The sequence below is a fragment of the Kitasatospora sp. NPDC088742 genome, assembly GCF_055584905.1.
This window is the reverse complement of sequence record NZ_JBVJLD010000087.1, coordinates 1-21,548: the sequence shown is the minus strand read 5'-3', so window position 1 is coordinate 21,548 and position 21,548 is coordinate 1. Positions and strand designations below refer to the sequence as shown.

The following is a 21,548-nucleotide window of genomic DNA, read 5'->3' as shown; positions in this document are numbered from 1 at the left end:
GGGGCCCGGCGTCGGCTGGGGCAAGGGTTCAGAGCACCTCGACCGTCGGCCCGCTGAGGCGGCGCCGGCAGTCCAGCACGTACGAGGCGTGGGTGGTGACGGCCTCGTAGTCGAAGTCGTCGTGGTCGGCGAGCAGCACCACCGCGTCGGCGGCGGCCAGCTCCTCGGGGGTGGCCTCGACCCGGACGACGGAGCTGAACGGGGTCTCCGGCTCGGTGGCCCGCTGGCCGGGGATGACCGGCTCGGCCACGTGCACGCCGGTGACCACGTGCGGGTCGGCGGCCCGGACCTCGGCGCCCATCCGCAGCAGCAGTTCGGCCACCCGGGCGGCCGGGGTCTCGCGGGCGTCACCGGTGTTCTTCTTGTACGCCAGGCCGAGCAGCAGCACCCGGGAGCCGCGGACCGAGCGGTGACGGTCGTTCAGCGCCTCGCCGAGGCGGCGGACCACGTAGTCGGGCATGTGGCTGTTGACGTCGTTGGCCAGCTCGACGAAGCGGAAGGACTGGCCGAGGGCGCGCTCCACCCGCCAGGAGAGGTAGGAGGGATCGATCGGCAGGCAGTGGCCGCCGACGCCGGGCCCCGGGGTGAAGCGCAGGTAGCCGAAGGGCTTGGTGGAGGCGGCGTCGATCGCCTCCCAGAGGTCGATGCCGAGGTCGTGCGCGAACATCGCGAGCTCGTTCACCAGCGCGATGTTGACGTGCCGGAAGGTGTTCTCCAGCAGCTTGGTGAGCTCGGCCTCCTTGGTGGAGGAGACCGGCACGGTGCGCTCGATCAGCCCGGAGTAGAAGGCGTCCACTGCGGCCAGGCCCTCGGGCGAGGTGCCGGAGACCACCTTGGGGGTGTTCTCCAGCTTCCAGGTCGGGTTGCCCGGGTCGATCCGCTCGGGGCTGTAGCCGAGGTGGAAGTCCTGACCGGCCGTCAGACCGGAGCCCTCCTCCAGCAGCGGGGCGAGCAGCTCCTCGGTGGTGCCCGGGTAGGTGGTGGACTCCAGGACCACGGTGGCGCCGGGGCGCAGGTGCTGCGCCAGCAGCCGGGCCGAGGACTCGATGTAGGAGAGGTCCGGGACGCCGTCCCGCAGCGGTGTCGGCACGGTGATCACCGCGACGTCGAAGCCCGCCACCTCGGCCGGGTCGGCGGTCGGCTGGTAGCTGCCGTCCTCCAGCAGCGGACGGAGCCGCTCGGCCGGGATGTCCTCGACGTAGGACTCGCCGAGCGCGAGGCGCTTGACCCGCCGCTCGTCCACGTCGTACCCGACCACCTGGTGCCCGACCTCCGCCGCGCGGACGGCCAGTGGCAGCCCTACGTAGCCCTGGCCCGCGATGACCACGCGCATGACGATGTACCCCCTCCGTTGCGGTTGCACGGTGTCCCCACACCGTCTTCACACGAGAGGGTACGGAGCCCTGACCGGCCGCGCCGGGGTTCGGGCAAAGTGGTCGAGGAGTGGTGCAGGGAGCCCCCGGCGGGACGGGCCCGGAAACGCCAGGGGCCGCGGCGCCCCTCTACTGAGGGGTACCGCGGCTCCCGCGATTGGGCACGGGCGCCCCCACCCAGGGCCGCCCGGCCACGCACTCCCGACCCCCATCGGAGGTGCGTCCGTCCCACCACAGCCATCCCCCACGGTTGGGTGCGGCGGGCACGAACACCATGCTGCGCGACCACCATGGCCGGGTAGTGTCGGCAATATGTCGAATTCGTGATCTGTCAGCGGGCGCGGGTGTCCGTTCGGGGTGGCCGACGGGCCCGATGATCACGGCGGCGGGCGGGGCGGCGGCGTAGGCTGGACACCCCCGGGCGCTCCGCGTTCCGGGTCGTTCGCGTTGCCCGGCCGGGCTTTCCGGCGCCCGGGCACTCCAGCCGTGGAGCCGAGAAGCATGAGTCTGTCCGGACTGCTCGACGTCGTCGTCCGCGACGCCGCCCTCGCCGAAGCGATCGAGGCGGCCGCTGCCGGGCAGCGTCAGCACCTCGACCTGGTGGGGCCGCCCGCCGCCCGCCCGTTCGCGATCGCCGCACTGGCCCGCTCGCTGGCCGGCGCGGCCGGGAAGCGCGGGCGCCCGGTGCTGGCGGTGACCGCGACCGGCCGGGAGGCCGAGGACCTGGCGGCCAGCCTGCGTTCGCTGCTGCCGCCGGACGCGGTGGCCGAGTTCCCGGCCTGGGAGACCCTGCCGCACGAGCGGCTCTCGCCGCGGTCGGACACGGTCGGGCGCCGGCTCGCGGTGCTGCGCCGGATCGTCCACCCGCGCGGAGGGGACACCTCCCAGCCGGAGGCTGGGGGAGACCCGGCGGCCGGGCCGGTGCAGGTGGTGGTGGCGCCGGTCCGTTCGGTGCTCCAGCCACAGGTGAAGGGGCTGGCCGAACTGGAGCCGGTGGCGCTCCTGCGCGGCGAGCAGCACGACCTCGGGGAGATCGCCCGCAAGCTGGCGGCGGCCGCCTACTCCCGGGTCGAACTGGTCGAGAAGCGCGGCGAGTTCGCAGTCCGCGGCGGCATCCTGGACGTCTTCCCCCCGACCGAGGAGCACCCGCTCCGGGTCGAGTTCTGGGGCGACGAGGTCGAGGAGATCCGCTTCTTCAAGATCGCCGACCAGCGCTCGCTGGAGATCGCCGAGCACGGCCTCTGGGCGCCGCCCTGCCGCGAGCTGCTGCTGACCGACCAGGTCAAGCTGCGGGCGGCCGAACTGGCCGAGCAGCACCCGGAGTTGGCCGAGATCCTGGACAAGATCGCGCAGGGCATCGCGGTCGAGGGCATGGAGTCGCTGGCCCCGGTGCTGGTGGACGACATGGAGCTGCTGCTGGACGTGCTCCCGCAGGGCTCGGTCGCGGTGGTCTGCGACCCGGAGCGGGTCCGCACCCGGGCGGCCGACCTGGTGGCGACCAGCCAGGAGTTCCTGCACGCCTCCTGGGTGGCGGCGGCGAGCGGCGGTGACCGGCCGATCGACATCGAGATGATCGATGTATCCGCCGCCTCGCTCTGGTCGCTGGCCGACGTCCGCGAGCACGCGGCGGAGATCGGGCTGCCCTGGTGGTCCGTCAGTCCCTTCGCCACCAGCGACTCCTCGGTGACCGAGATCCTCGAGTTCGACGCCAACACCCTCACCCTCGGGATGCACGCCGTCGAGGCGTACCGGGGCGACACCGCCCGCGCCATCGCCGACGCCAAGGAGCGGCTGAACGCCGACTGGCGGGTCGTCATGGTGACCGAGGGCCACGGCCCGGCCTCCCGCCTGGCCGAGGTGCTGTCCGGCGAGGGCATCCCGGCCCGGCTGGTGGCCGACCTGGACGGGGCGCCGACCCGGGACGTCGTCTACGTCTCCTGCGGCTCGATCGAGCACGGCTTCGTCGACGAGAACCTCAAGCTCACCGTCATCACCGAGACCGACCTCTCCGGCCAGAAGTCCTCCACCAAGGACATGCGCCGGATGCCCTCCCGCCGCCGCAACGCGATCGACCCGCTGGCCCTGGCCGCCGGCGACTACGTGGTGCACGAGGCGCACGGCGTCGGCCGGTACGTGGAGATGGTGCAGCGCACCGTCCAGGGCGCCACCCGCGAGTACCTGGTGCTGGAGTACGCCCCCGCCAAGCGGGGCCACCCCGGCGACCGGCTGTTCGTGCCGACCGACCAGCTCGACCAGGTCACCAAGTACGTCGGCGGCGAGGCGCCCACCCTGCACCGGCTCGGCGGCGCGGACTGGGCGAAGACCAAGCAGCGGGCCAAGAAGGCGGTCAAGGAGATCGCCGCCGACCTGATCAAGCTCTACTCGGCCCGGATGGCGGCCCCCGGCCACACCTTCGGCCCGGACACCCCGTGGCAGCGCGAGCTGGAGGACGCCTTCCCGTACGCGGAGACGCCGGACCAGCTGACCACCATCGCCGAGGTGAAGTCGGACATGGAGAAGTCGGTCCCGATGGACCGGCTGATCTGCGGCGACGTCGGCTACGGCAAGACCGAGATCGCCGTCCGGGCCGCCTTCAAGGCGGTCCAGGACGGCAAGCAGGTGGCGGTGCTGGTGCCGACCACGCTGCTGGTGCAGCAGCACTTCTCGACCTTCGCCGAGCGGTACGCCAACTTCCCGGTCAACGTGAAGGCGCTGTCCCGGTTCCAGAGCGACGGCGAGGCCAAGGCCGTGCTGGAGGGGCTCTTCGAGGGCTCGGTCGACGTGGTGATCGGTACCCACCGGCTGTTCTCCAACGAGACCAAGTTCAAGGACCTCGGCCTGGTCATCGTCGACGAGGAGCAGCGCTTCGGCGTCGAGCACAAGGAGCAGCTGAAGAAGCTGCGGGCCAACGTGGACGTGCTCACCATGTCCGCCACCCCGATCCCGCGCACCCTGGAGATGGCCGTCACCGGCATCCGGGAGATGTCCACCATCACCACCCCGCCGGAGGAGCGTCACCCGGTGCTGACCTTCGTCGGCCCGTACGACGAGAAGCAGATCTCGGCCGCCATCCGGCGTGAACTCCTGCGCGAGGGCCAGGTGTTCTACATCCACAACCGGGTCGAGTCGATCGACAAGGCAGCCGCCCGGATCAAGGAGCTGGTGCCGGAGGCCCGGGTCGCCACCGCGCACGGGCAGATGGGCGAGACCCAGCTGGAGAAGGTGGTGGTCGACTTCTGGGAGAAGGAGTTCGACGTGCTGGTCTCCACCACCATCGTGGAGTCGGGCATCGACATCTCCAACGCCAACACCCTGATCGTGGAGCGCGGCGACACCTTCGGCCTCTCCCAGCTCCACCAGCTGCGGGGCCGGGTCGGCCGTGGCCGCGAGCGCGGCTACGCCTACATGCTCTACCCGCCGGAGAAGCCGCTCACCGAGACCGCCCACGAGCGCCTGGCCACCATCGCCCAGCACACCGAGATGGGCGCCGGCATGTACGTCGCCATGAAGGACCTGGAGATCCGCGGCGCGGGCAACCTGCTCGGCGGCGAGCAGTCCGGCCACATCGCCGGTGTCGGCTTCGACCTCTACATGCGGATGGTCGGCGAGGCGGTGGCCGAGTTCCGCGACTCGCTGGCCGGCGGCGGGGCGGAGCCGGAGGAGGAGCCGCTGGAGGTCAAGATCGAGCTGCCGGTCGACGCCCACGTGCCGCACGAGTACGCACCGGGCGAGCGGCTGCGGCTGCAGGCCTACCGCTCGATCGCGGCGGTCAACTCCGAGGAGGACATCGTCCAGGTCCGCGAGGAGCTGACGGACCGTTACGGCAAGCTGCCGGAGCCGGTGGAGAACCTGCTGCTGGTGGCCGCCCTGCGGCTGTACGCGCGGCGCTGCGGCATCGGTGACATCACCCTGCAGGGCCAGTTCGTCCGCTTCGGGCCGGTCGAGCTGCGGGAGTCGCAGCAGCTGCGGCTGAACCGGCTCTACCCGCGCAGCCAGGTGAAGGCGACGGCGCAGCAGCTCCTGGTGCCGCGGCCGTCCACCGGGAGGATCGGCGGCAAGCCGCTGGTCGGCCGCGAACTGCTGGCCTGGAGCCGGGAGTTCCTCTCGACGATGTTCGACGACCTGGCCGGCTCACGGTAATTGGTCACACCCGTAAGGGGCGCGGGGAACTGCGCGCGGCGGAAGAATCAGACCCGTGTGCCGGGTACGGACGCTCACTTGCCAGTGGATCTCCGTACCCGGCACACGAGCCGGCCCCTTCCGCCTCGCGCAGTTCCTCGCGCCCCTGATGGCCCCTGCGGGGCTCTCCGGGGGCGGTACGGTGTGGCGGGGGTTTTGGCGGCGCTCGTACGGGAGTACCCATGGCTGGTCAGCAGTACGGCACCAACGCGGGCCCGTTCGGGGCCGGGGGGAAGGTGCTGCTCGTCCTGGTGCCGCTGCTGTCGTTCGGACTGCTGGGCATGGCGCCGTCCTTGGTGCTGGCGCTGCGGCGCAAGCGGGCGGGGGACGTGGTCGGGGCGGTGGTGGCCGGGCTGCTCCAGCTGCTGGTCTACGTCACGGTCGGGCTGACCGACCCGGACCCGGACACCGCCAGCGGGCTCGACCTGGTCGGTGGGCTCGCCCTGCTCGCGCTCTGGTTCGGCGCCCCGGTGCACTTCCTGGTGATGGACACCCAGCGGCAGTGGTACCGCGCGGCCCCGGTTCCGGCCGCCTGGTACCCGCCGCCCGCGGTCCCGTACCAGCAGCCGCCGTACCCGCCGCAGTACGGGGGACCTCCGGCAGCCGGGTGAGCGGACCGGCCGGGTCCGACAATCCCGGGTCCGGCGCGACACCAGCCTTCCGGGGACGTCGGCACCCTTGGCCAAACGCCCCCGGGCCGTGAGACTGGTGCACCGTCAGCAGAACCACGCGCGCCCCACAACTCCCGGGAGGCCCCACGTGATCCGCCACCTCCGCACCACCGCCGGAGTCCTGCTCGCCGGAGCCGCCCTGGCGGCCTGCGGCAGCCAGCCGCCCCACCAGGGCTCGGCGGCCGTGGTCGGCGGGGAGAAGATCAGCATCGCGGCCGTGGAGGCCCGGGTCGGGGAGGTGCGCAAGGGGGTCGCGGCCGAGACCGGCGGCCAGCAGGCCGAGCGGGCCGGGCTGGTCCGCCGGACGGTGGTCGACCTGGTGCTGGACCGGGTGGTGGCGCAGGCCCTGCTGGACCGTCAACTGACGGTCACCGACGGGGAGATCGCCGAGGCCAAGGAGAACCAGGCCAGGATGATGGGCGGCGAGGCCGAGCTGGCGCGGGAGCTGCTGGTGCGGCAGAACGTCCCGGCCGACGGGGTGGACGCCTTCTACCGGCAGCAGCTGGGCATCCAGAAGCTGGCCGCCGGCAAGGACCCCCGCACGGCCGAGGGCGACGCGGCGATCCGTACCGCGCTGACCGCTGCCGGGGCCGAGCTGAAGATCGAGGTCAACCCGCGCTACGGCAGCTGGGACGTCCAGCAGATCGGCCTGGTGACGGCCCCCGCGGACTGGATCAGGCAGCCCGCCGCCACCGCCTGAGCGGGTAGGTTCGGGGTGTGGACACTCCGAAGCTGATCCTGCTCACCACCACCCACCGGGTCGCCCCCGGCCTGCTCTCCTGGCCCGCCTGGGAGGCGCTGCGCGGGGCGGCCCGGGTGCTGGCCGGGGACCCGGCCCACCCGCAACTCCCGGCCGTCCGGCAGGCCGGCGTCACGGTGGAACTGGTCGAGCGTTCCACCGCGCCCGCGCTGGCCCGGCTGCTGACCGAGGGGCAGGAGGGCACGACCCTCTGGCTCGGCAGCCCGGACGGGGACCCGGGGCTCACCGACGCGCTGGCCCGGATCGCGGTCGAGCGGGCCGGGGAGGTGCCCGAGATCGAGCTGCTGCCCGGCTCCTACGACCTGCCCGGTGCCCGGCTGCTCGACCTGGTCTCGGTGATGGACCGGCTCCGCTCCCCGGGCGGCTGCCCCTGGGACGCCGAGCAGACCCACGCCTCGCTGGTGAAGTACCTGGTGGAGGAGGCCTTCGAGCTGGTCGAGGCGATCGAGGACGGGGACCGGGTCACCCTGCGCGAGGAGCTCGGCGACGTGCTGCTCCAGGTCCTCTTCCACTCCCGGATCGCCGAGGAGCACCCGGAGGACCCGTTCACGGTGGACGACGTGGCCGGGGACATCGTCGAGAAGCTGATGTACCGTCACCCGCACGTCTTCGGCGACGTGGAGGCGGCCGGCGCGGCCGAGGTGGAGGCCAACTGGGAGCAGCTCAAGGCCGCCGAGAAGCAGCGCGACTCGATCCTGGACGGCGTCCCCGCCGGGCTGCCCGCGCTGGCGTACGCGGCCAAGCTGGTCTCCCGGGTCCGCCGGGCCGGCTTCACCGCCGTCCCGGACGCCCCGTACGAACTCCCCGCCGCGCTCGACCAGGAGAGCCTGGGCAGGGTGCTGCTGGCCCTCGCCCAGCGGGCCTACGACGAGGACCTGGACATCGACCAGGCGCTGCGCGCCACCACCCGTGCCTACCGGGACGAGGTCAGGGCGGCGGAGTAGCGCTGTTGCCGGGAGGGCTCAGGCGGCGACGGCGGGCGTGACGACCTCGCCGATCGCGTCGCCGACCTGGGCCATCAGCTCGGCCAGCGGGCCGAGGTGGTCCGGGAGTTCGGCCAGCGTCAGGATGCGTTCGGCACCCGGGCCGCAGACGCAGAACAGGTCGATCGGGCCGAGGTGCTTGGCCGCGGTGGAGACCAGCGCGGCCACGTCGGAGGGCTGCCGGACGTCGGCGCCCACGCCGACCACCGGGCAGCCCGGCCGGTCCAGCTCGGTGGCCAGGTCCTCGGCCACCCCGGGCCGCTGGTCGGCGATCAACAGGCCGGCCGCCCCGGCGGCGGCGAACCGCCGGGCCAGCCCGGCACCCGAACCGCCGTCCAGTACCGCGATGACCACCACTGCCCCGGTTACTCGCATGGGACTGCTCCTCCTTGAGCCGCGCCCGGCAGGGACGCGCCGCACCGGCGTCCCTCCAAGTCCGTATCGGAGGATCGTAAGCACGGGCCGATTCTCCGCAAGGTCTAATACCCGTCAGGTGACCAGGCTCACTCCTGAGGTCTCCCCCGGCAGAGCTTGCCCCGTCGCGCCGCCCGGCACGCACTCTCGCCGCACCGGGAAAAGACCCAAGTAGCTCCGCTACGAGGGCCTTTCCCCGGCACGCCGAGAGCACGCGCCCTCCTTGCCCGCCATCGGGCAGGAGGGGCCCTGAACGACGCTCCTCATGGGGCAAGCCCTGCCGGGGGAGACCCCATCCGCCGGGTTACCGTTCACGACATGCCGGAAAGCCCTGCCCCGACCCAGCCCGCCCTCTTCACCTGGGAGTTCGCCGCCGACCCGTACCCCGCGTACGCCTGGCTGCGCGAGCACGCCCCGGTGCACCGCACCACCCTGCCCAGCGGGGTGGACGCCTGGCTGGTCACCAGGTACGCGGACGCCCGGCAGGCGTTGGCCGACGCCCGGCTCTCCAAGAACCCGGCGCACCACAGCGAACAGGCCCACCGCACCGGCCGGGTCGGCATCCCGGGGGAGCGGCAGGCCGACCTGATGACCCATCTGCTGAACATCGACCCGCCGGACCACACCCGGCTGCGCCGCCTGGTCTCCAAGGCCTTCACCCCGCGCCGGGTGGCCGAGTTCCAGCCCCGGGTGCAGGAGCTGACCGACCGCCTGATCGACGGCTTCGCGGCCCGCGGCGAGGCCGACCTGATCCACGAGTTCGCCTTCCCGCTCCCGATCTACGCGATCTGCGACCTGCTCGGCGTGCCGCCGGAGGACCAGGACGACCTGCGGGACTGGGCCGGGGCGATGATCCGTCACCACGGCGGCCAGCGCGGCGGGGTGGGCCGGGCGGTGAAGAAGATCCGCAACTACCTGCTGGAGCTGATCCACCGCAAGCGGGCCGACCTCGGCGAGGACCTGATCTCCGGACTGATCCGGGCCAGTGACCACGGCGAGCACCTGACGGAGAACGAGGCCGCCGCGATGGCCTTCATCCTGCTGTTCGCCGGCTTCGAGACGACCATCAACCTGATCGGCAACGGCACCTACGCGCTGCTGCGCAACCCGGAGCAGCGGGAGCTGCTCCAGGCGTCGCTGCGCCGGGGCGAGAGCGCCCTGTTGGAGACGGCGGTGGAGGAACTGCTGCGCTACGACGGCCCGGTGGAGCTCGCCACCTGGCGGTTCGCCACCAGCCCGCTGACCATCGGCGGGGTGGACATCCCGGTGGGGGACCCGGTGTTGGTGGTGCTGGCCGCGGCCGACCGCGATCCGGCCAGATTCTCGGCCGAGAACACCCTGGACCTGGCGCGGCAGGACAATCCGCACCTGGGTTTCGGCCACGGCATCCACTACTGCATCGGCGCCCCACTGGCCCGCCTGGAGGGCCAACTCGCGCTCGGCACCCTGCTCACCCGGCTGCCCGACCTGCAACTCGCCGCCGAGCCCGCTGACCTGCGCTGGCGCGGCGGCCTGATCATGCGCGGGCTGCGGGAGTTGCCGGTGGGCTTCACCCCGGAAGGCTGAACACCCGTTGTCTGACGGCGTGTCGGTCATATCTGATCGACCGTGATCTGAATACACATCAATCCGGCCACAGAAGTACGGTTTGTGGACGACCCACAGCGCAGCGTGATTTCGGTGTGATGTGTTCGACATGAGCTTGTGATCGGTCAGCTGATCTGCTTACCCTCCCTGCAGTCCGCAGCTGCGGACCCCGTGCGCGGAACGCCGAATCCTGCCCGCCGCGCCGCCGGGACACCGACCAGACCCTTGGGCAGGGGCGGGGGACCCACACGTACGTCGCCGTCCCCCCACGGCTTGGGGTGAAGCCGCCTCACGGCGGCCGGGCCACCTCCCGGTCCGAACCCGACAGCTCACCTCGCAGGCGTGCGGAGAGGGATTTCTTCATGCTGTTCACTGGTTCGGGCCGTCATCGTCGTCGTACCCAGGCCGAGAAGGCCATCGCCGTCGCGGGCGTGGCCGGCGTCGGCCTCGCCCTGCCGCTGATGGCCGCCACCGGCGCCCAGGCCGCCCCGGTCTCCACCTGGGACAAGGTCGCCGCGTGCGAGAGCGGCGGCGACTGGTCGATCAACACCGGCAACGGCTTCTACGGCGGCCTGCAGTTCACCTCCAGCACCTGGGCCGGCTTCGGCGGCAAGGCGTACGCGGCGCAGGCCAACCAGGCCAGCAAGGGCCAGCAGATCGCGATCGCCGAGAAGGTGCTCGCCTCCCAGGGCCCCGGCGCCTGGCCGGTCTGCTCCGTCAAGGCGGGCCTGACCAAGGGCGGCGCCGCCGCCCAGGTCGACACCAACTCCGAGGCCAAGGCCTCCCGTTCGGAGACCCGCTCGGCCGCGCCGAAGACCGAGACCCCGAAGGCCGCGGCGCCGAAGACGGAGTCCCCGAAGACCACGAAGGCCGCGCCCAAGGCCGTCGAGACCAGCAAGCCGGCGCCGAAGGTCGCGACCCCGAAGGCCGCCGCGCCGACGGTGAGCACCCCGAAGCACGCCGCCCCGAAGACCCAGGCCACCGGCAACTACACCGTGCAGTCCGGTGACACCCTGTCCGGCATCGCCGCCGCCAAGGGCCTGGACTGGCAGCAGGTCTACCAGGGCAACAAGTCGGTCGTGGGCGGCGACCCCGACCTGATCTTCCCGGGCCAGGTCCTCCAGCTCGGCTGATCCGACGCACCGTCATCCCGGCGGGGCCGCACCGTGATCCGGTGCGGCCCCGCCGTGCTCGCCCCGGGTGGACTACCGGTGGGTAGGAAGGCCACGAGGTGAGACGGGACCGAGGTCAGCGTGGTCCCGGGCCCGGGTGCGGTTAGGCTCTGGTCGTAACGACTACACGTCCCCGCTTCCGCAAGGAGATGCCTCGTGCCGTCCATTGATGTCGTCGTAGCCCGCGAGATCCTCGACTCCCGTGGCAACCCCACGGTCGAGGTCGAGGTCGGCCTGGACGACGGCAGCACCGGCCGCGCCGCCGTCCCGTCGGGTGCCTCCACCGGCGCCTTCGAGGCGCTTGAGCTTCGCGACGGTGACAAGAACCGCTACTTCGGCAAGGGCGTCGAGAAGGCCGTCCTGGCCGTCATCGAGCAGATCGGCCCGGAGCTCGTCGGCTACGACGCCACCGAGCAGCGCCTCATCGACCAGGCCATGCTCGACCTGGACGCCACCCCGGACAAGTCCTCGCTCGGCGCCAACGCCATCCTCGGCGTCTCGCTCGCCGTGGCGCACGCCGCCTCCGAGGCCAGCGACCTGCCGCTGTTCCGCTACCTCGGTGGCCCGAACGCGCACGTCCTGCCCGTCCCGATGATGAACATCGTCAACGGTGGGTCGCACGCCGACTCCAACGTCGACATCCAGGAGTTCATGATCGCCCCGATCGGTGCGGAGTCCTTCTCCGAGGCCGTCCGCTGGGGCGTCGAGGTCTACCACACGCTCAAGGGCGTGCTGAAGGAGCGCGGTCTCTCCACCGGTCTGGGCGACGAGGGCGGCTTCGCGCCGAACCTCGACTCCAACCGTGAGGCCCTCGACCTCATCGTCGAGGCCATCAAGAAGGCCGGCTACACCCCGGGCAAGGACGTCGCGCTCGCGCTCGACGTGGCCGCCTCCGAGTTCTACAAGGACGGCGCCTACCAGTTCGAGGGCAAGGCGCTCACCTCCGCCGAGCTCATCGACTACTACGCCGAGCTGGTCGCCGCGTACCCGCTGGTCTCCATCGAGGACCCGCTGGACGAGTCCGACTGGGACGGCTGGAAGGCGATGACCGACCAGCTGGGCGACAAGGTCCAGCTCGTCGGCGACGACCTGTTCGTCACCAACCCGGCCCGCCTGGCCCGTGGCATCGAGACCGGCACCGCCAACGCGCTGCTGGTGAAGGTGAACCAGATCGGCTCGCTGACCGAGACCCTGGACGCCGTCGAGCTGGCCCAGCGCAACGGCTACCGCTGCATGATGTCGCACCGCTCCGGCGAGACCGAGGACGTCACCATCGCCGACCTCGCCGTCGCCACCAACTGCGGCCAGATCAAGACCGGCGCCCCGGCCCGCTCCGAGCGCGTCGCCAAGTACAACCAGCTGCTGCGCATCGAGGAGATCCTCGACGACGCCGCCGAGTACGCGGGCCGCGGCGCGTTCCCGCGGTTCCGCTCCGAGGCCTGAGCGACCCGGGGCTGACACTCGGCCGGCTGTGAACGGTGCCCCGGCTCCCACCCCGTAGGGTGGAGGGCCGGGGCACCGGCATGTGGACGGAGGGGTACCGGCGATGTGGAAGATTCCGGGCTTGGCGGCGCGACCGCGCTTCACCAGCCGCGCCACCGTGCTGGTGCTGGTCCTCTGCTCGCTGGTGGCGATCCTCGCCTACCCCACCCGGCAGTACATCGCGCAGCGCTCCGAGATCAACGCCCAGCGCGCCAAGGCCGAGCACGCCAGGGCCGAGGTGGAGAAGCTCAGCCGGGAGAAGGCGCGCTGGCAGGACCCGGAGTTCGTGAAGGCCCAGGCCCGTCAGCGGCTGCACTACGCGATGCCCGGCGAGACCCCGTTCATCTCGGTGGACCCGGCCCCGCCGGCCACCAAGTCCTCCTCGGCCGACGGTGCGTCAGCTCCGCAGGCCAAGGCCGCCCAGCCCTGGTACGCCAGCGTCTGGGACTCCGTCGACCAGGCCGACACCCCCACCGCCCAACGCTAGAGGCAGCACAGACCCGATGACTGACACCCCCTCCGTTCCCGAGGTTTCCGACCAGGACGTCGCCGCCATCGCGGCCCAGCTCGGCCGGGTGCCGCGCGGCCTCCGCGGTGTGGCCCACCGCTGCCCGTGCGGCAACCCGGACGTGGTGGAGACCGCGCCCCGGCTGCCCGACGGCACGCCGTTCCCGACCCTCTACTACCTGACCTGCCCCAAGGCCGCCTCGCTGATCGGCACCCTGGAGGCGGACGGCGTGATGAAGGAGCAGACCGCCCGGCTGGCCGAGGACCCGGAGCTGGCGGCCGCGTACCAGAAGGCGCACGAGGACTACATCGCGCGCCGGGACGCCATCGAGGTGCTGGAGGGCTTCCCGAGCGCCGGCGGCATGCCGGACCGGGTGAAGTGCCTGCACGTGCTGGTCGGCCACTCGCTGGCCGCCGGGGAGGGCGTCAACCCGCTCGGCGACGAGGCCATCGGCATGTTGGAGGAGTGGTGGGCCAAGGGCCCCTGCGTCTCCCCGGAGGAGGTCGAGGCGGCCGGTGGCCGAGTACTGAGGAACCGGGCGAAGGACCACGACCACGAGGCCGTGATCGCCGCCAAGGAGCAGCTGACCGCCGAGCGGGCCGCCAAGAAGGCCGCCGCCGAGGCCGAGCAGGGGGAGTCCGAGTGAGCATGACCAGGGTGGGTGCCATCGACTGCGGCACCAACTCGATCCGGCTGCTGGTGGCCGACCTCGACCCGGAGACGGGCGAGATCACCGACCTGGACCGCCGGATGGTGATCAACCGGCTGGGCCAGGGCGTGGACCGCACCGGCCGCCTCGCCCCCGAGGCGCTGGAGCGCACCTTCGCCGCCTGCCGCGAGTACGCCGCCGTGCTGGCCGAGCACGGGGTCGGCCCGGACCGGCTGCGGTTCGTGGCCACCAGCGCCTCCCGGGACGCCGAGAACAGCGCCGAGTACGTGGCCGGGGTCAAGGAGATCCTGGGCGTGGAGCCGACCGTGGTGAGCGGCGAGGAGGAGGCCCGGCTCTCCTTCACCGGCGCCACCAAGGAGCTGACCGGTGGTCAGTTCCCGTCCCCGTACCTGGTGTTCGACCTCGGCGGCGGCTCCACCGAGTTCGTTCTGGGCGGCGCGGACGTCGAGGCGGCCCGCTCGGTGGACATCGGCTGCGTCCGGCTGACCGAGCGTCACTTCGAGGGCGGCGCCGCGGTGCCGTCCGAGGAGCGGATCGCCCGGGCGAAGGCCGACGTGGAGGCCGCGCTGGACCGGGCCGCCGAGGTGGTGCCGCTGACCACGGCGGCCACCCTGGTCGGCCTGGCGGGCACCGTGACCACGGTGGCGGGCATCGCGCTGGACCTGCCGGAGTACGACTCGGCCCGGATCCACCACGCCCGGCTGACGGTCGGGCAGGTCCGCGAGACCGCCCGCCGGCTGCTGGCCATGGACCACGCGGAGCGGGCCGCGATCCCGGTCATGCACCCGGGCCGGGTGGACGTGATCGGCGCCGGGGCGCTGGTGCTGCTGGAGATCATGGAGCGGACCGGGGCCGCCGAACTGGTGGTCAGCGAGCACGACATCCTGGACGGCGTCGCCTGGAGCCTGGTCTCCTGACGCCCCCGCGAACGGCCCCGGATGCCCGCTGTGGCACCCGGGGCCGCCTGCTGCACGGGGTGTCGCGAGAACCTTCGTGAATTTCTTCACATGGAGATTCGGTCATTCGTCGCACTGGGGCGCCCGGAGTGTCCGATATGCGGGACCGAAGGTCTCCCCGAAGGGTCGTTCGATGCTTCGAAGGTGTACGTCAGATCGGGTAATGGATTCGAAACAACGGGGCGGGAACTGGCCCTGGTTGAGGATCGTTGCTGATCAGAGGCCGCACGTCCGGCCGGGTGTGTTCGACCGGGGTGGCACGGGCAGGTCGGGCCGGAAGTGTGGCCGCGCAGTGTAGCAGGTGGTGTCCAGAGGCTTGTGACGGGCCTCACGAAGGTGCCCCCGAACGGGGGTGGATACTTTCGGATATGAGCACCACGGAGCGTCCTCGCATCCTCATCGTCGGCGGTGGTTACGTCGGCCTGTATGCCGCGATGCGCATTCTCAAGAAGATGCGCTACGGCGAAGCGACCGTCACGGTCGTCGACCCGCGGTCGTACATGACGTACCTGCCCTTCCTTCCCGAGGCGGCCGGCGGCAACGTCGCGCCCCGCAACCTCGTCGCGCCGCTGCGCAGCGCCCTCAAGAAGGCGGAGGTGCTCACCGGTGCTGTCACCGGTGTGGACCACGCCCGCAAGGTCGCCACCATCCAGCCCGCAGCGGGCGACTCCTACGAGCTGTCGTTCGACTACCTGGTCGTCGCCACCGGCTCGGTCTCGCGCACCTTCCCGATCCCGGGTCTGGCCGAGCACGGCATCGGCATGAAGACCGTGGAGGAGGCCATCAGCCTCCGCAACCACGTGATGGCCCAGCTGGACCGCGCCGAGTCCACCACGGACGAGGCGATCCGCCGCAAGGCCCTCACCTTCGTGGTCATCGGCGGCGGCTTCGCCGGCATCGAGACCATCGCGGAGATCGAGGACATGGCGCGCGACGCCGCCAAGATCTACCGCACCGTCAGCCGCGACGACATGCGCTTCATCGTCGTCGAGGCGGCCAACCGCATCCTCCCCGAGATGGGCCCGGACCTCGGTCTGTGGACCAAGGAGAAGCTCGAGGAGCGCAACATCGAGGTCTACATCGAGACCTCGATGGACTCCTGCGTCGACCAGCACGTGGTGCTGAAGAACGGCATGGAGATGGACGCCTCCACCATCGTGTGGACCGCGGGCGTCAAGCCGAACCCGGTGCTGTCGCAGTTCGGCCTCCCGCTCGGCCCGCGCGGCCACGTGGACGCCGCGCCGACCCTCCAGGTCACCGGCTTCGACTACGTCTGGGCCGCCGGCGACAACGCCCAGGTGCCTGACCTCGCCGCCGGCGAGGGCGCCTGGTGCCCGCCGAACGCGCAGCACGCCGTCCGTCAGGCCGCCGTCCTCGGCGACAACGTCATCTCGGGCATGCGCGGCTTCCCGCAGGCCGAGTACAAGCACAAGAACCTCGGCGCGGTGGCCGGCCTCGGCCTGCACAAGGGCGTGGCCATCCTCTTCGGCAAGGTCAAGCTCAAGGGCCGGCTGGCCTGGTGGTTCCACCGCGGCTACCACGGCGCGATGGTCCCGACCATGAACCGCAAGATCCGGGTCTTCACCGACTGGACGCTGGCGATGTTCCTCAAGCGCGAGACCGTCGGCCTGGCCCAGATGGAGAAGCCGTTCGAGGCGTTCCAGGAGGCCACCGGCCCCGCGCCGAAGGCGGCCGTTCCGGCCCCCGCCGCTGCGCCCGCCAAGGAGCTGGCCAGCAAGTGAGCGACTGGCCCCGGGAGTTCACCGCCCCCGGGGTATGAGTCGGAGGCTCTCCGCCCGGCAACGTCGCCGGACCACGACCTCCGTGGTGCTCAGCCGGTTGCGTGAACCGGGCGGAGTACAGCAGTTGGTACCGCAGAAGGCCCCCCACCGAATCTCCCGGTGGGGGGCCTTCCGCGTGCTCCTGAGGGGGCGTCAGTCGGTCTTGATGCTGGTCAGGATGTCCAGCTTGGACGCCCGCCGGGCGGGCCACAGGGCGGCCACCAGGCCGACCAGACCGGCCATCAGCAGGAAGAGCAGCAGCTGGCCGTAGGGCAGCTCGGTGACCAGGCCCGGGATGCTGGAGTCCAGGGTGGAGTTGACCGCCCAGGCCAGGAAGGAGCCGAGCAGCACACCGGTGACGGCGCCGAAGAGCGAGATCACCACCGACTCCAGGTGGACCATCCGCTTGATGCCCCGGCGGTCCAGGCCGATCGCCCGCAGCATTCCGATCTCCCGCTTCCGCTCGAACACCGACATCGCCAGCGTGTTCACCACGCCGAGGACGGCGACCAGCACCGACATGGCCAGCAGGCCGTACATCATGTTGAGCGCGAAGGAGATGATCTGGTTGAACTCCTCCTTCATCTGCTCCTGGGTCTTGACCTCGATCACCGGGTTGTTGCCGGTGGCCTCCTTGACGGACTTGGCCAGCGCGGCGGTGGCGCCGTCGGCGCCCTTCACCAGGATGTCCCGGATGTCGGCGTCCTTGGCGTGCGGGGCCATCACCGAGTCGGCGACCACGAAGGGGGAGAGCAGGTCGAGCGACTGGTAGACGCCGCCGACCGTCAGGGTGCCGCCGGAGCCGTCCATGAAGTCGGCCTTGAGGGTCGAACCGACCGTCAGGCCGCGCTTCTTGGCGGTCTCGGCCTCGACCAGTACCTGACCCTTGGCCAGGGCGTCGGCGGAGCCGGCGTCCACGGTCAGGTCGAGCAGCTTCGGCAGCGTCTTCGGGTTCACGCCGGAGACCGCCGCGTCCTTGCCGTCCAGGTCCCAGTACGCGTTGGTGAGCGCGCTGGAGGCGGTCACGCCGGGGGCCTTGGCGACCTTCTCGGCCAGCTCGGGGGAGAGGCTCATGCGGTTGGCGCTGGAGACCTTGTAGTCGGCCACCACGCCCTTGGTGACGATCCGGTCCACCGCGCCGCTGACCGAGGCGCCCATCACCGTCATGGCGGTCACCAGGGTGAGGCCGATGGTGAGCGCGGCGGCGGTGGTGGCGGTGCGGCGCGGGTTGCGCACCGCGTTGCGCCGGGCCAGCTTGCCGGGGGTGCCGGCCACGGCGGCCAGCAGCGGGCCGACCAGTGCGATCACCGGGCGGGAGAGCAGCGGCAGCAGGACGAAGATGCCGATCATCGCGACCGGGGCGCCGCCCATGATGACGTAGCGGCCGGTCTCGCCGCCCTTGGAGGCACCGCCGAGGATCATCGCGAAGCCGGCCGCGGTGAGCACCGAGCCGATGACGTTCCGGACGATCAGGCTCTTCTGGGTCGCCGGGGCGTCACCGCTGGCCATCGCCGCGACCGGGGCGATCCGGGAGGCCCGGATCGCCGGCAGCAGCGCGGAGACCACGGTCACCAGCACACCGGTCACCAGCGCGGTGATCACGGTGGCCGGGGCGATCACCAGCGGACCGGTCGGCATGCCCTCGGCCAGCTTCGCCATCCCGGCCTGCATCGCGGCACCGATCCCGATGCCGGTGACCAGGCCCGCCACCGAGGCGGTGACGCCGATCAGCAGGGCCTCGGCCAGCACCGAGCGGGTGACCTGGCCGCGGGCCGCGCCGATGGCGCGGAGCAGGGCCAGCTCCTTGGTGCGCTGGGCGATCAGCATGGTGAAGGTGTTGGCGATGATGAAGATGCCGACGAAGAGCGAGATGCCGGCGAAGGCCAGCAGCATCGTCTTCATGCCGCTGGTGCCCTCCTCGACCATCTTGGTCTGATCGGCCGTCAGCTGGTCACCGGTCTTCGCGGTGATCGCGCCCTCCTTGGGGAGCTTGGCGATCACCGCCTCCTGCAGCGCGGTCTGCGAGGTGCCGGGCCTGCCCTGGACGTCGATGGCGGAGAACCGGCCGGGCGAGAGCAGGAACTGCTGCGCGGTGGCGGTGTCGAAGAGGGTGAGGGTGGCGCCCGAGGTGATCTGCGGGTCGTCGGTGGTGAAGATCCCCGTCAGCTTCACGTCCTGGGCCGGGCCGTTGCCCGCCACCCGGATGGTGTCGCCGACCCTGTACCCGGCCTTGTCGGCGCTGGCGCGGTCCAGGGCGACCTCGCCGGCCTTCCTGGGGCCCTGGCCCTCGGCCATCGGGTAGCGCGGGTCCTTGCCGTCGGCGGCCGGCACCCAGTTGGCGCCGTAGGCGTTGTACGCCTGGCCGATCAGGTCGCCCTTCTTGTCGGCCACGGCGGTGAAGCCGGCCGCCACGCCGCGGACCCGGTCCACGCCCGGGAGGGCGGCCAGCTGGTCGGCGGTGGCCTTGGTGAGCTCGGCGTCGCCGCCGCTCTTCTCGGAGGCGCGGGCGTAGGCGGAGGCCGAGCTGTCGGTGACCTGGACCGAGATGTCGGAGTAGCTCTTGGAGTAGCTGTTGGTCATGGCCTTGCCGAGCGTGTCGGAGAAGACCATGGTGCCGGCCACGAAGGCGGTGCCGAGCATGACGGCGAGGACCGTCATGAGCAGCCGGCCCTTGTGGGCCGCCACGTTGCGCAGTGCGGTGCGGAACATCGGATGTCGTCCTGGGGGAGTCGGAGCGGGAGGGCGGGCGGTGACGGGGCGTCAGGCCGTCAGCTCGTCCGGCCCTTGGCGTCGAAGCGGCGCATCCGGTCCAGCACGGTGTCGGCGGTCGGCTCGGTGAGCTCGTCCACGATCCGGCCGTCGGCCAGGAAGACCACCCGGTCCGCGTAGGAGGCGGCGACCGGGTCGTGGGTGACCATCACGACCGTCTGCCCGAGCTCGCGCACCGAGTTGCGCAGGAAGGAGAGGATCTCGGCGCCGGAGCGGGAGTCGAGGTTCCCGGTCGGCTCGTCGGCGAAGACGATGTCCGGCTTGCTGGCCAGCGCGCGGGCGCAGGCCACCCGCTGCTGCTGGCCGCCGGAGAGCTGCGAGGGGCGGTGCGAGAGGCGGCCGGAGAGGCCGACCGTGTCCACCACGCGGTCCAGCCACGGCTGGTCGACCTTGCGGCCGGCGATGTCCATCGGCAGCGTGATGTTCTCCAGCGCGGTCAGCGTCGGCAGCAGGTTGAAGGCCTGGAAGACGAAGCCGATCTTGTCCCGGCGGAGCTTGGTGAGCTGCTTGTCCTTGAGGCCGACCAGCTCGGTGTCCCCGATGGTGGAGGAGCCGGAGCTCACCGTGTCCAGCCCGGCCATGCAGTGCATGAGCGTGGACTTGCCGGAGCCCGAGGGGCCCATGATGGCGGTGAACTGGCCCTGCGGGAACACGACGCTGACGTTGTCCAGCGCGACCACCCTGGTCTCGCCCTCGCCGTAGACCTTGTTGAGGCCGGTGGCGCGGGCGGCCGCCTGGCCGGTGTGTGCGGCGTACGCGGGCTTGGTGATCACGGGGGAACTCCTTGCGGACGTGAGGGGGTCGTGGGAGGCCGGACGCGGGGCCCGACCGCTATCCCATCCTCCAATGGACGATCATGGAATCCGTCGCCCCCCGGAACGGTTGGGTCCACCGCCGCTGGGCGTAGGCGGGGCGCGGACGTCTCCTCCTGCGGTATGACACCGACCCCGAGTCGGAGGACGTGGCCGGATCGCGCCGGACCGTGGCCGATTTCCCGACGATTCGTCAGATGTCAAGGAAACATGACAAATTGCCTACCTGAGAGTGTGCGCAAGGGTGCTGCGGGCGACTAGTCTCAGGGGCGAACCCCGTACGAGGGGCGGAGAGGTCCCGCCCGGGTGGTGGAACGCAGACACGGGCAGCTTAAAACTGCTTGGCCGTAGGCCGTGCCGGTTCGAGTCCGGCCCCGGGCACCAAGACTCCGCGCAGCGCCGGTGCGCGTGTGCGAGATCATCCTCGCGGTTGAGGCTCATTCCTTTGCCAAGGCATTACCCTGTCAGGGTGCGGGTGGCACCACGCCGCCCCGGAGGGAATGACATGAGAAGCAGCAACCCGGTCTTCTCGCGGGAGGGGTCCTTCACCCGCGACTCCGGATACGCGGGATTCAACACGGCCCAGCAGCCCCAGGCCGGGGCGCCGCAGGGCGGGAACCCGTACGGCACCAACCCCTACGGCAACAACCCCTACGCCCAGCCGCAGCCCGGTCAGCTGACCGACGAGCAGCTGGTGCAGATGTACCAGGCCCCCTCGGCCGGCCCGCTGCAGACCGGCCGGATGACCATGGACGACGTGGTCGCCCGCACCGCGATCACGCTGCTGACCCTGGTCGCGGCCGGTGCCGTCGCCTGGTTCGTGCTGCCCGCCACCTCCTTCGGCCCCGCCATCGGCGCCGCGCTCGCCGCCTTCGTGGTCGGCATGGTGATCAGCTTCAAGCGGAGCGTCAGCCCCGCGCTGATCGTCACCTACGCCGCCCTGGAGGGCTTCTTCCTCGGCGCCATCAGCCACGCCTTCGAGGTCATGTTCTCGGGCATCGTGGTGCAGGCGGTGCTCGGCACCGCGGCCGTCTTCGCGGCGATGCTGATCGCCTACAAGTCCGGCCGGATCCGGGTCACCCCGCGCTACACCCGGATCGGCATCGCGATCGCCATGGGCTTCGTGCTGCTGATGCTGGTCAACGTGGTGGCCTCGATGTTCGGCGCCGACATGGGCCTGCGCTCGGGCCCGCTGGGCATCCTGGTGGGCATCCTCGGCATCGGCATCGGCGCCTTCTTCCTCTCCCTGGACTTCGCCGAGATCGAGGCGGGCATCCAGGGCGGCGCCCCGGAGAAGGAGGCCTGGCGGGCCGCCTTCGGCCTCACCCTCTCGCTGGTCTGGATCTACCTGGAGATGCTGCGCCTGATCGCCATCCTCCGCGGCGACGACTGACCCCCGGTCAATCCGCCTGAGGCCCGCCCCGGTTGGAC

Annotated in this window: 15 protein-coding genes, 1 tRNA gene, 1 pseudogene and 1 riboswitch; of the genes and pseudogenes, 13 read left to right on the top strand and 4 right to left on the bottom strand. The window is 71.5% G+C overall.

The window, feature by feature from the left end:
• Positions 1-28 precede the first annotated feature (28 nt).
• On the bottom strand, positions 29-1,333 hold the full coding sequence (locus tag ACZ6ZR_RS37640) for a nucleotide sugar dehydrogenase (RefSeq protein WP_465650376.1): 1,305 nt from the start codon (positions 1,331-1,333) through the stop codon (positions 29-31).
• A gap of 541 nt (positions 1,334-1,874) precedes the next feature.
• Here ACZ6ZR_RS37640 and mfd point away from each other — a divergent pair.
• The 4 genes from mfd (at position 1,875) to ACZ6ZR_RS37620 (ending at position 7,927) form a co-directional block, all read left to right on the top strand.
• Positions 1,875-5,513, top strand: a complete 3,639-nt coding sequence (gene mfd, locus ACZ6ZR_RS37635; protein WP_465650374.1) for a transcription-repair coupling factor — start codon at positions 1,875-1,877, stop codon at positions 5,511-5,513.
• A 221-nt stretch (positions 5,514-5,734) separates the two neighbouring features.
• Positions 5,735-6,163, top strand: coding sequence for a hypothetical protein (locus ACZ6ZR_RS37630; RefSeq protein WP_465650373.1), 429 nt, complete (start codon positions 5,735-5,737; stop codon positions 6,161-6,163).
• Positions 6,164-6,311: 148 nt separating this feature from the next.
• Positions 6,312-6,923 (top strand): SurA N-terminal domain-containing protein, encoded by a 612-nt coding sequence (locus ACZ6ZR_RS37625; protein ID WP_465650371.1) that lies wholly within the window; start codon positions 6,312-6,314, stop codon positions 6,921-6,923.
• Between the two features lie 17 nt (positions 6,924-6,940).
• Positions 6,941-7,927 carry a nucleoside triphosphate pyrophosphohydrolase gene (locus tag ACZ6ZR_RS37620; protein ID WP_465650369.1) on the top strand — a complete coding sequence of 329 codons (987 nt, stop codon included), beginning with the start codon at positions 6,941-6,943 and terminating at the stop codon, positions 7,925-7,927.
• 18 nt (positions 7,928-7,945) lie between these two features.
• Here the strand turns inward: ACZ6ZR_RS37620 and ACZ6ZR_RS37615 are convergent, their stop codons facing one another.
• Entirely contained in the window at positions 7,946-8,341 is a 396-nt protein-coding gene (locus ACZ6ZR_RS37615; protein ID WP_465650367.1) for an SDR family NAD(P)-dependent oxidoreductase, read from the bottom strand.
• Between the two features lie 357 nt (positions 8,342-8,698).
• Between ACZ6ZR_RS37615 and ACZ6ZR_RS37610 the strand changes: the two genes are divergently transcribed.
• The 7 genes and pseudogenes from ACZ6ZR_RS37610 to ACZ6ZR_RS37580 all read left to right on the top strand — a co-directional run bounded on the left by ACZ6ZR_RS37610 (position 8,699) and on the right by ACZ6ZR_RS37580 (position 16,497).
• Positions 8,699-9,946, top strand: a complete 1,248-nt coding sequence (locus tag ACZ6ZR_RS37610; RefSeq protein ID WP_465650365.1) for a cytochrome P450 family protein — start codon at positions 8,699-8,701, stop codon at positions 9,944-9,946.
• A 226-nt stretch (positions 9,947-10,172) separates the two neighbouring features.
• A riboswitch (cyclic di-AMP (ydaO/yuaA leader) is annotated at positions 10,173-10,324 on the top strand.
• Between the two features lie 5 nt (positions 10,325-10,329).
• Positions 10,330-11,100 (top strand): transglycosylase family protein, encoded by a 771-nt coding sequence (locus tag ACZ6ZR_RS37605; protein ID WP_465650363.1) that lies wholly within the window; start codon positions 10,330-10,332, stop codon positions 11,098-11,100.
• A 195-nt stretch (positions 11,101-11,295) separates the two neighbouring features.
• The gene (gene eno, locus ACZ6ZR_RS37600; protein ID WP_465650362.1) at positions 11,296-12,582 is read left to right on the top strand and encodes a phosphopyruvate hydratase; all 1,287 of its coding nucleotides are present in this window, start codon (positions 11,296-11,298) and stop codon (positions 12,580-12,582) included.
• A 121-nt stretch (positions 12,583-12,703) separates the two neighbouring features.
• Positions 12,704-13,108 carry an FtsB family cell division protein gene (locus ACZ6ZR_RS37595; RefSeq protein WP_465650360.1) on the top strand — a complete coding sequence of 135 codons (405 nt, stop codon included), beginning with the start codon at positions 12,704-12,706 and terminating at the stop codon, positions 13,106-13,108.
• Positions 13,109-13,124: 16 nt separating this feature from the next.
• Positions 13,125-13,625: pseudogene (locus tag ACZ6ZR_RS37590) on the top strand (DUF501 domain-containing protein); the annotation flags it as partial.
• A gap of 152 nt (positions 13,626-13,777) precedes the next feature.
• Entirely contained in the window at positions 13,778-14,716 is a 939-nt protein-coding gene (locus ACZ6ZR_RS37585; RefSeq protein WP_465650358.1) for a Ppx/GppA phosphatase family protein, read from the top strand.
• A gap of 407 nt (positions 14,717-15,123) precedes the next feature.
• Complete coding sequence (locus ACZ6ZR_RS37580; RefSeq protein WP_465650357.1) at positions 15,124-16,497, top strand: NAD(P)/FAD-dependent oxidoreductase; 1,374 nt, start codon at positions 15,124-15,126, stop codon at positions 16,495-16,497.
• 192 nt (positions 16,498-16,689) lie between these two features.
• On the opposite strand, the gene ACZ6ZR_RS37575 is transcribed toward ACZ6ZR_RS37580, so the two are convergent.
• Positions 16,690-19,245 carry an ABC transporter permease gene (locus ACZ6ZR_RS37575; RefSeq protein WP_465650355.1) on the bottom strand — a complete coding sequence of 852 codons (2,556 nt, stop codon included), beginning with the start codon at positions 19,243-19,245 and terminating at the stop codon, positions 16,690-16,692.
• A 59-nt stretch (positions 19,246-19,304) separates the two neighbouring features.
• Positions 19,305-20,075, bottom strand: a complete 771-nt coding sequence (locus ACZ6ZR_RS37570; RefSeq protein ID WP_465650378.1) for an ABC transporter ATP-binding protein — start codon at positions 20,073-20,075, stop codon at positions 19,305-19,307.
• Positions 20,076-20,417: 342 nt separating this feature from the next.
• Here ACZ6ZR_RS37570 and ACZ6ZR_RS37565 point away from each other — a divergent pair.
• Both ACZ6ZR_RS37565 and ACZ6ZR_RS37560 read left to right on the top strand, forming a co-directional pair.
• Positions 20,418-20,501, top strand: a tRNA-Leu gene (locus tag ACZ6ZR_RS37565).
• A 121-nt stretch (positions 20,502-20,622) separates the two neighbouring features.
• Entirely contained in the window at positions 20,623-21,510 is an 888-nt protein-coding gene (locus tag ACZ6ZR_RS37560) for a Bax inhibitor-1/YccA family protein (protein WP_465650353.1), read from the top strand.
• Positions 21,511-21,548 lie beyond the last annotated feature (38 nt).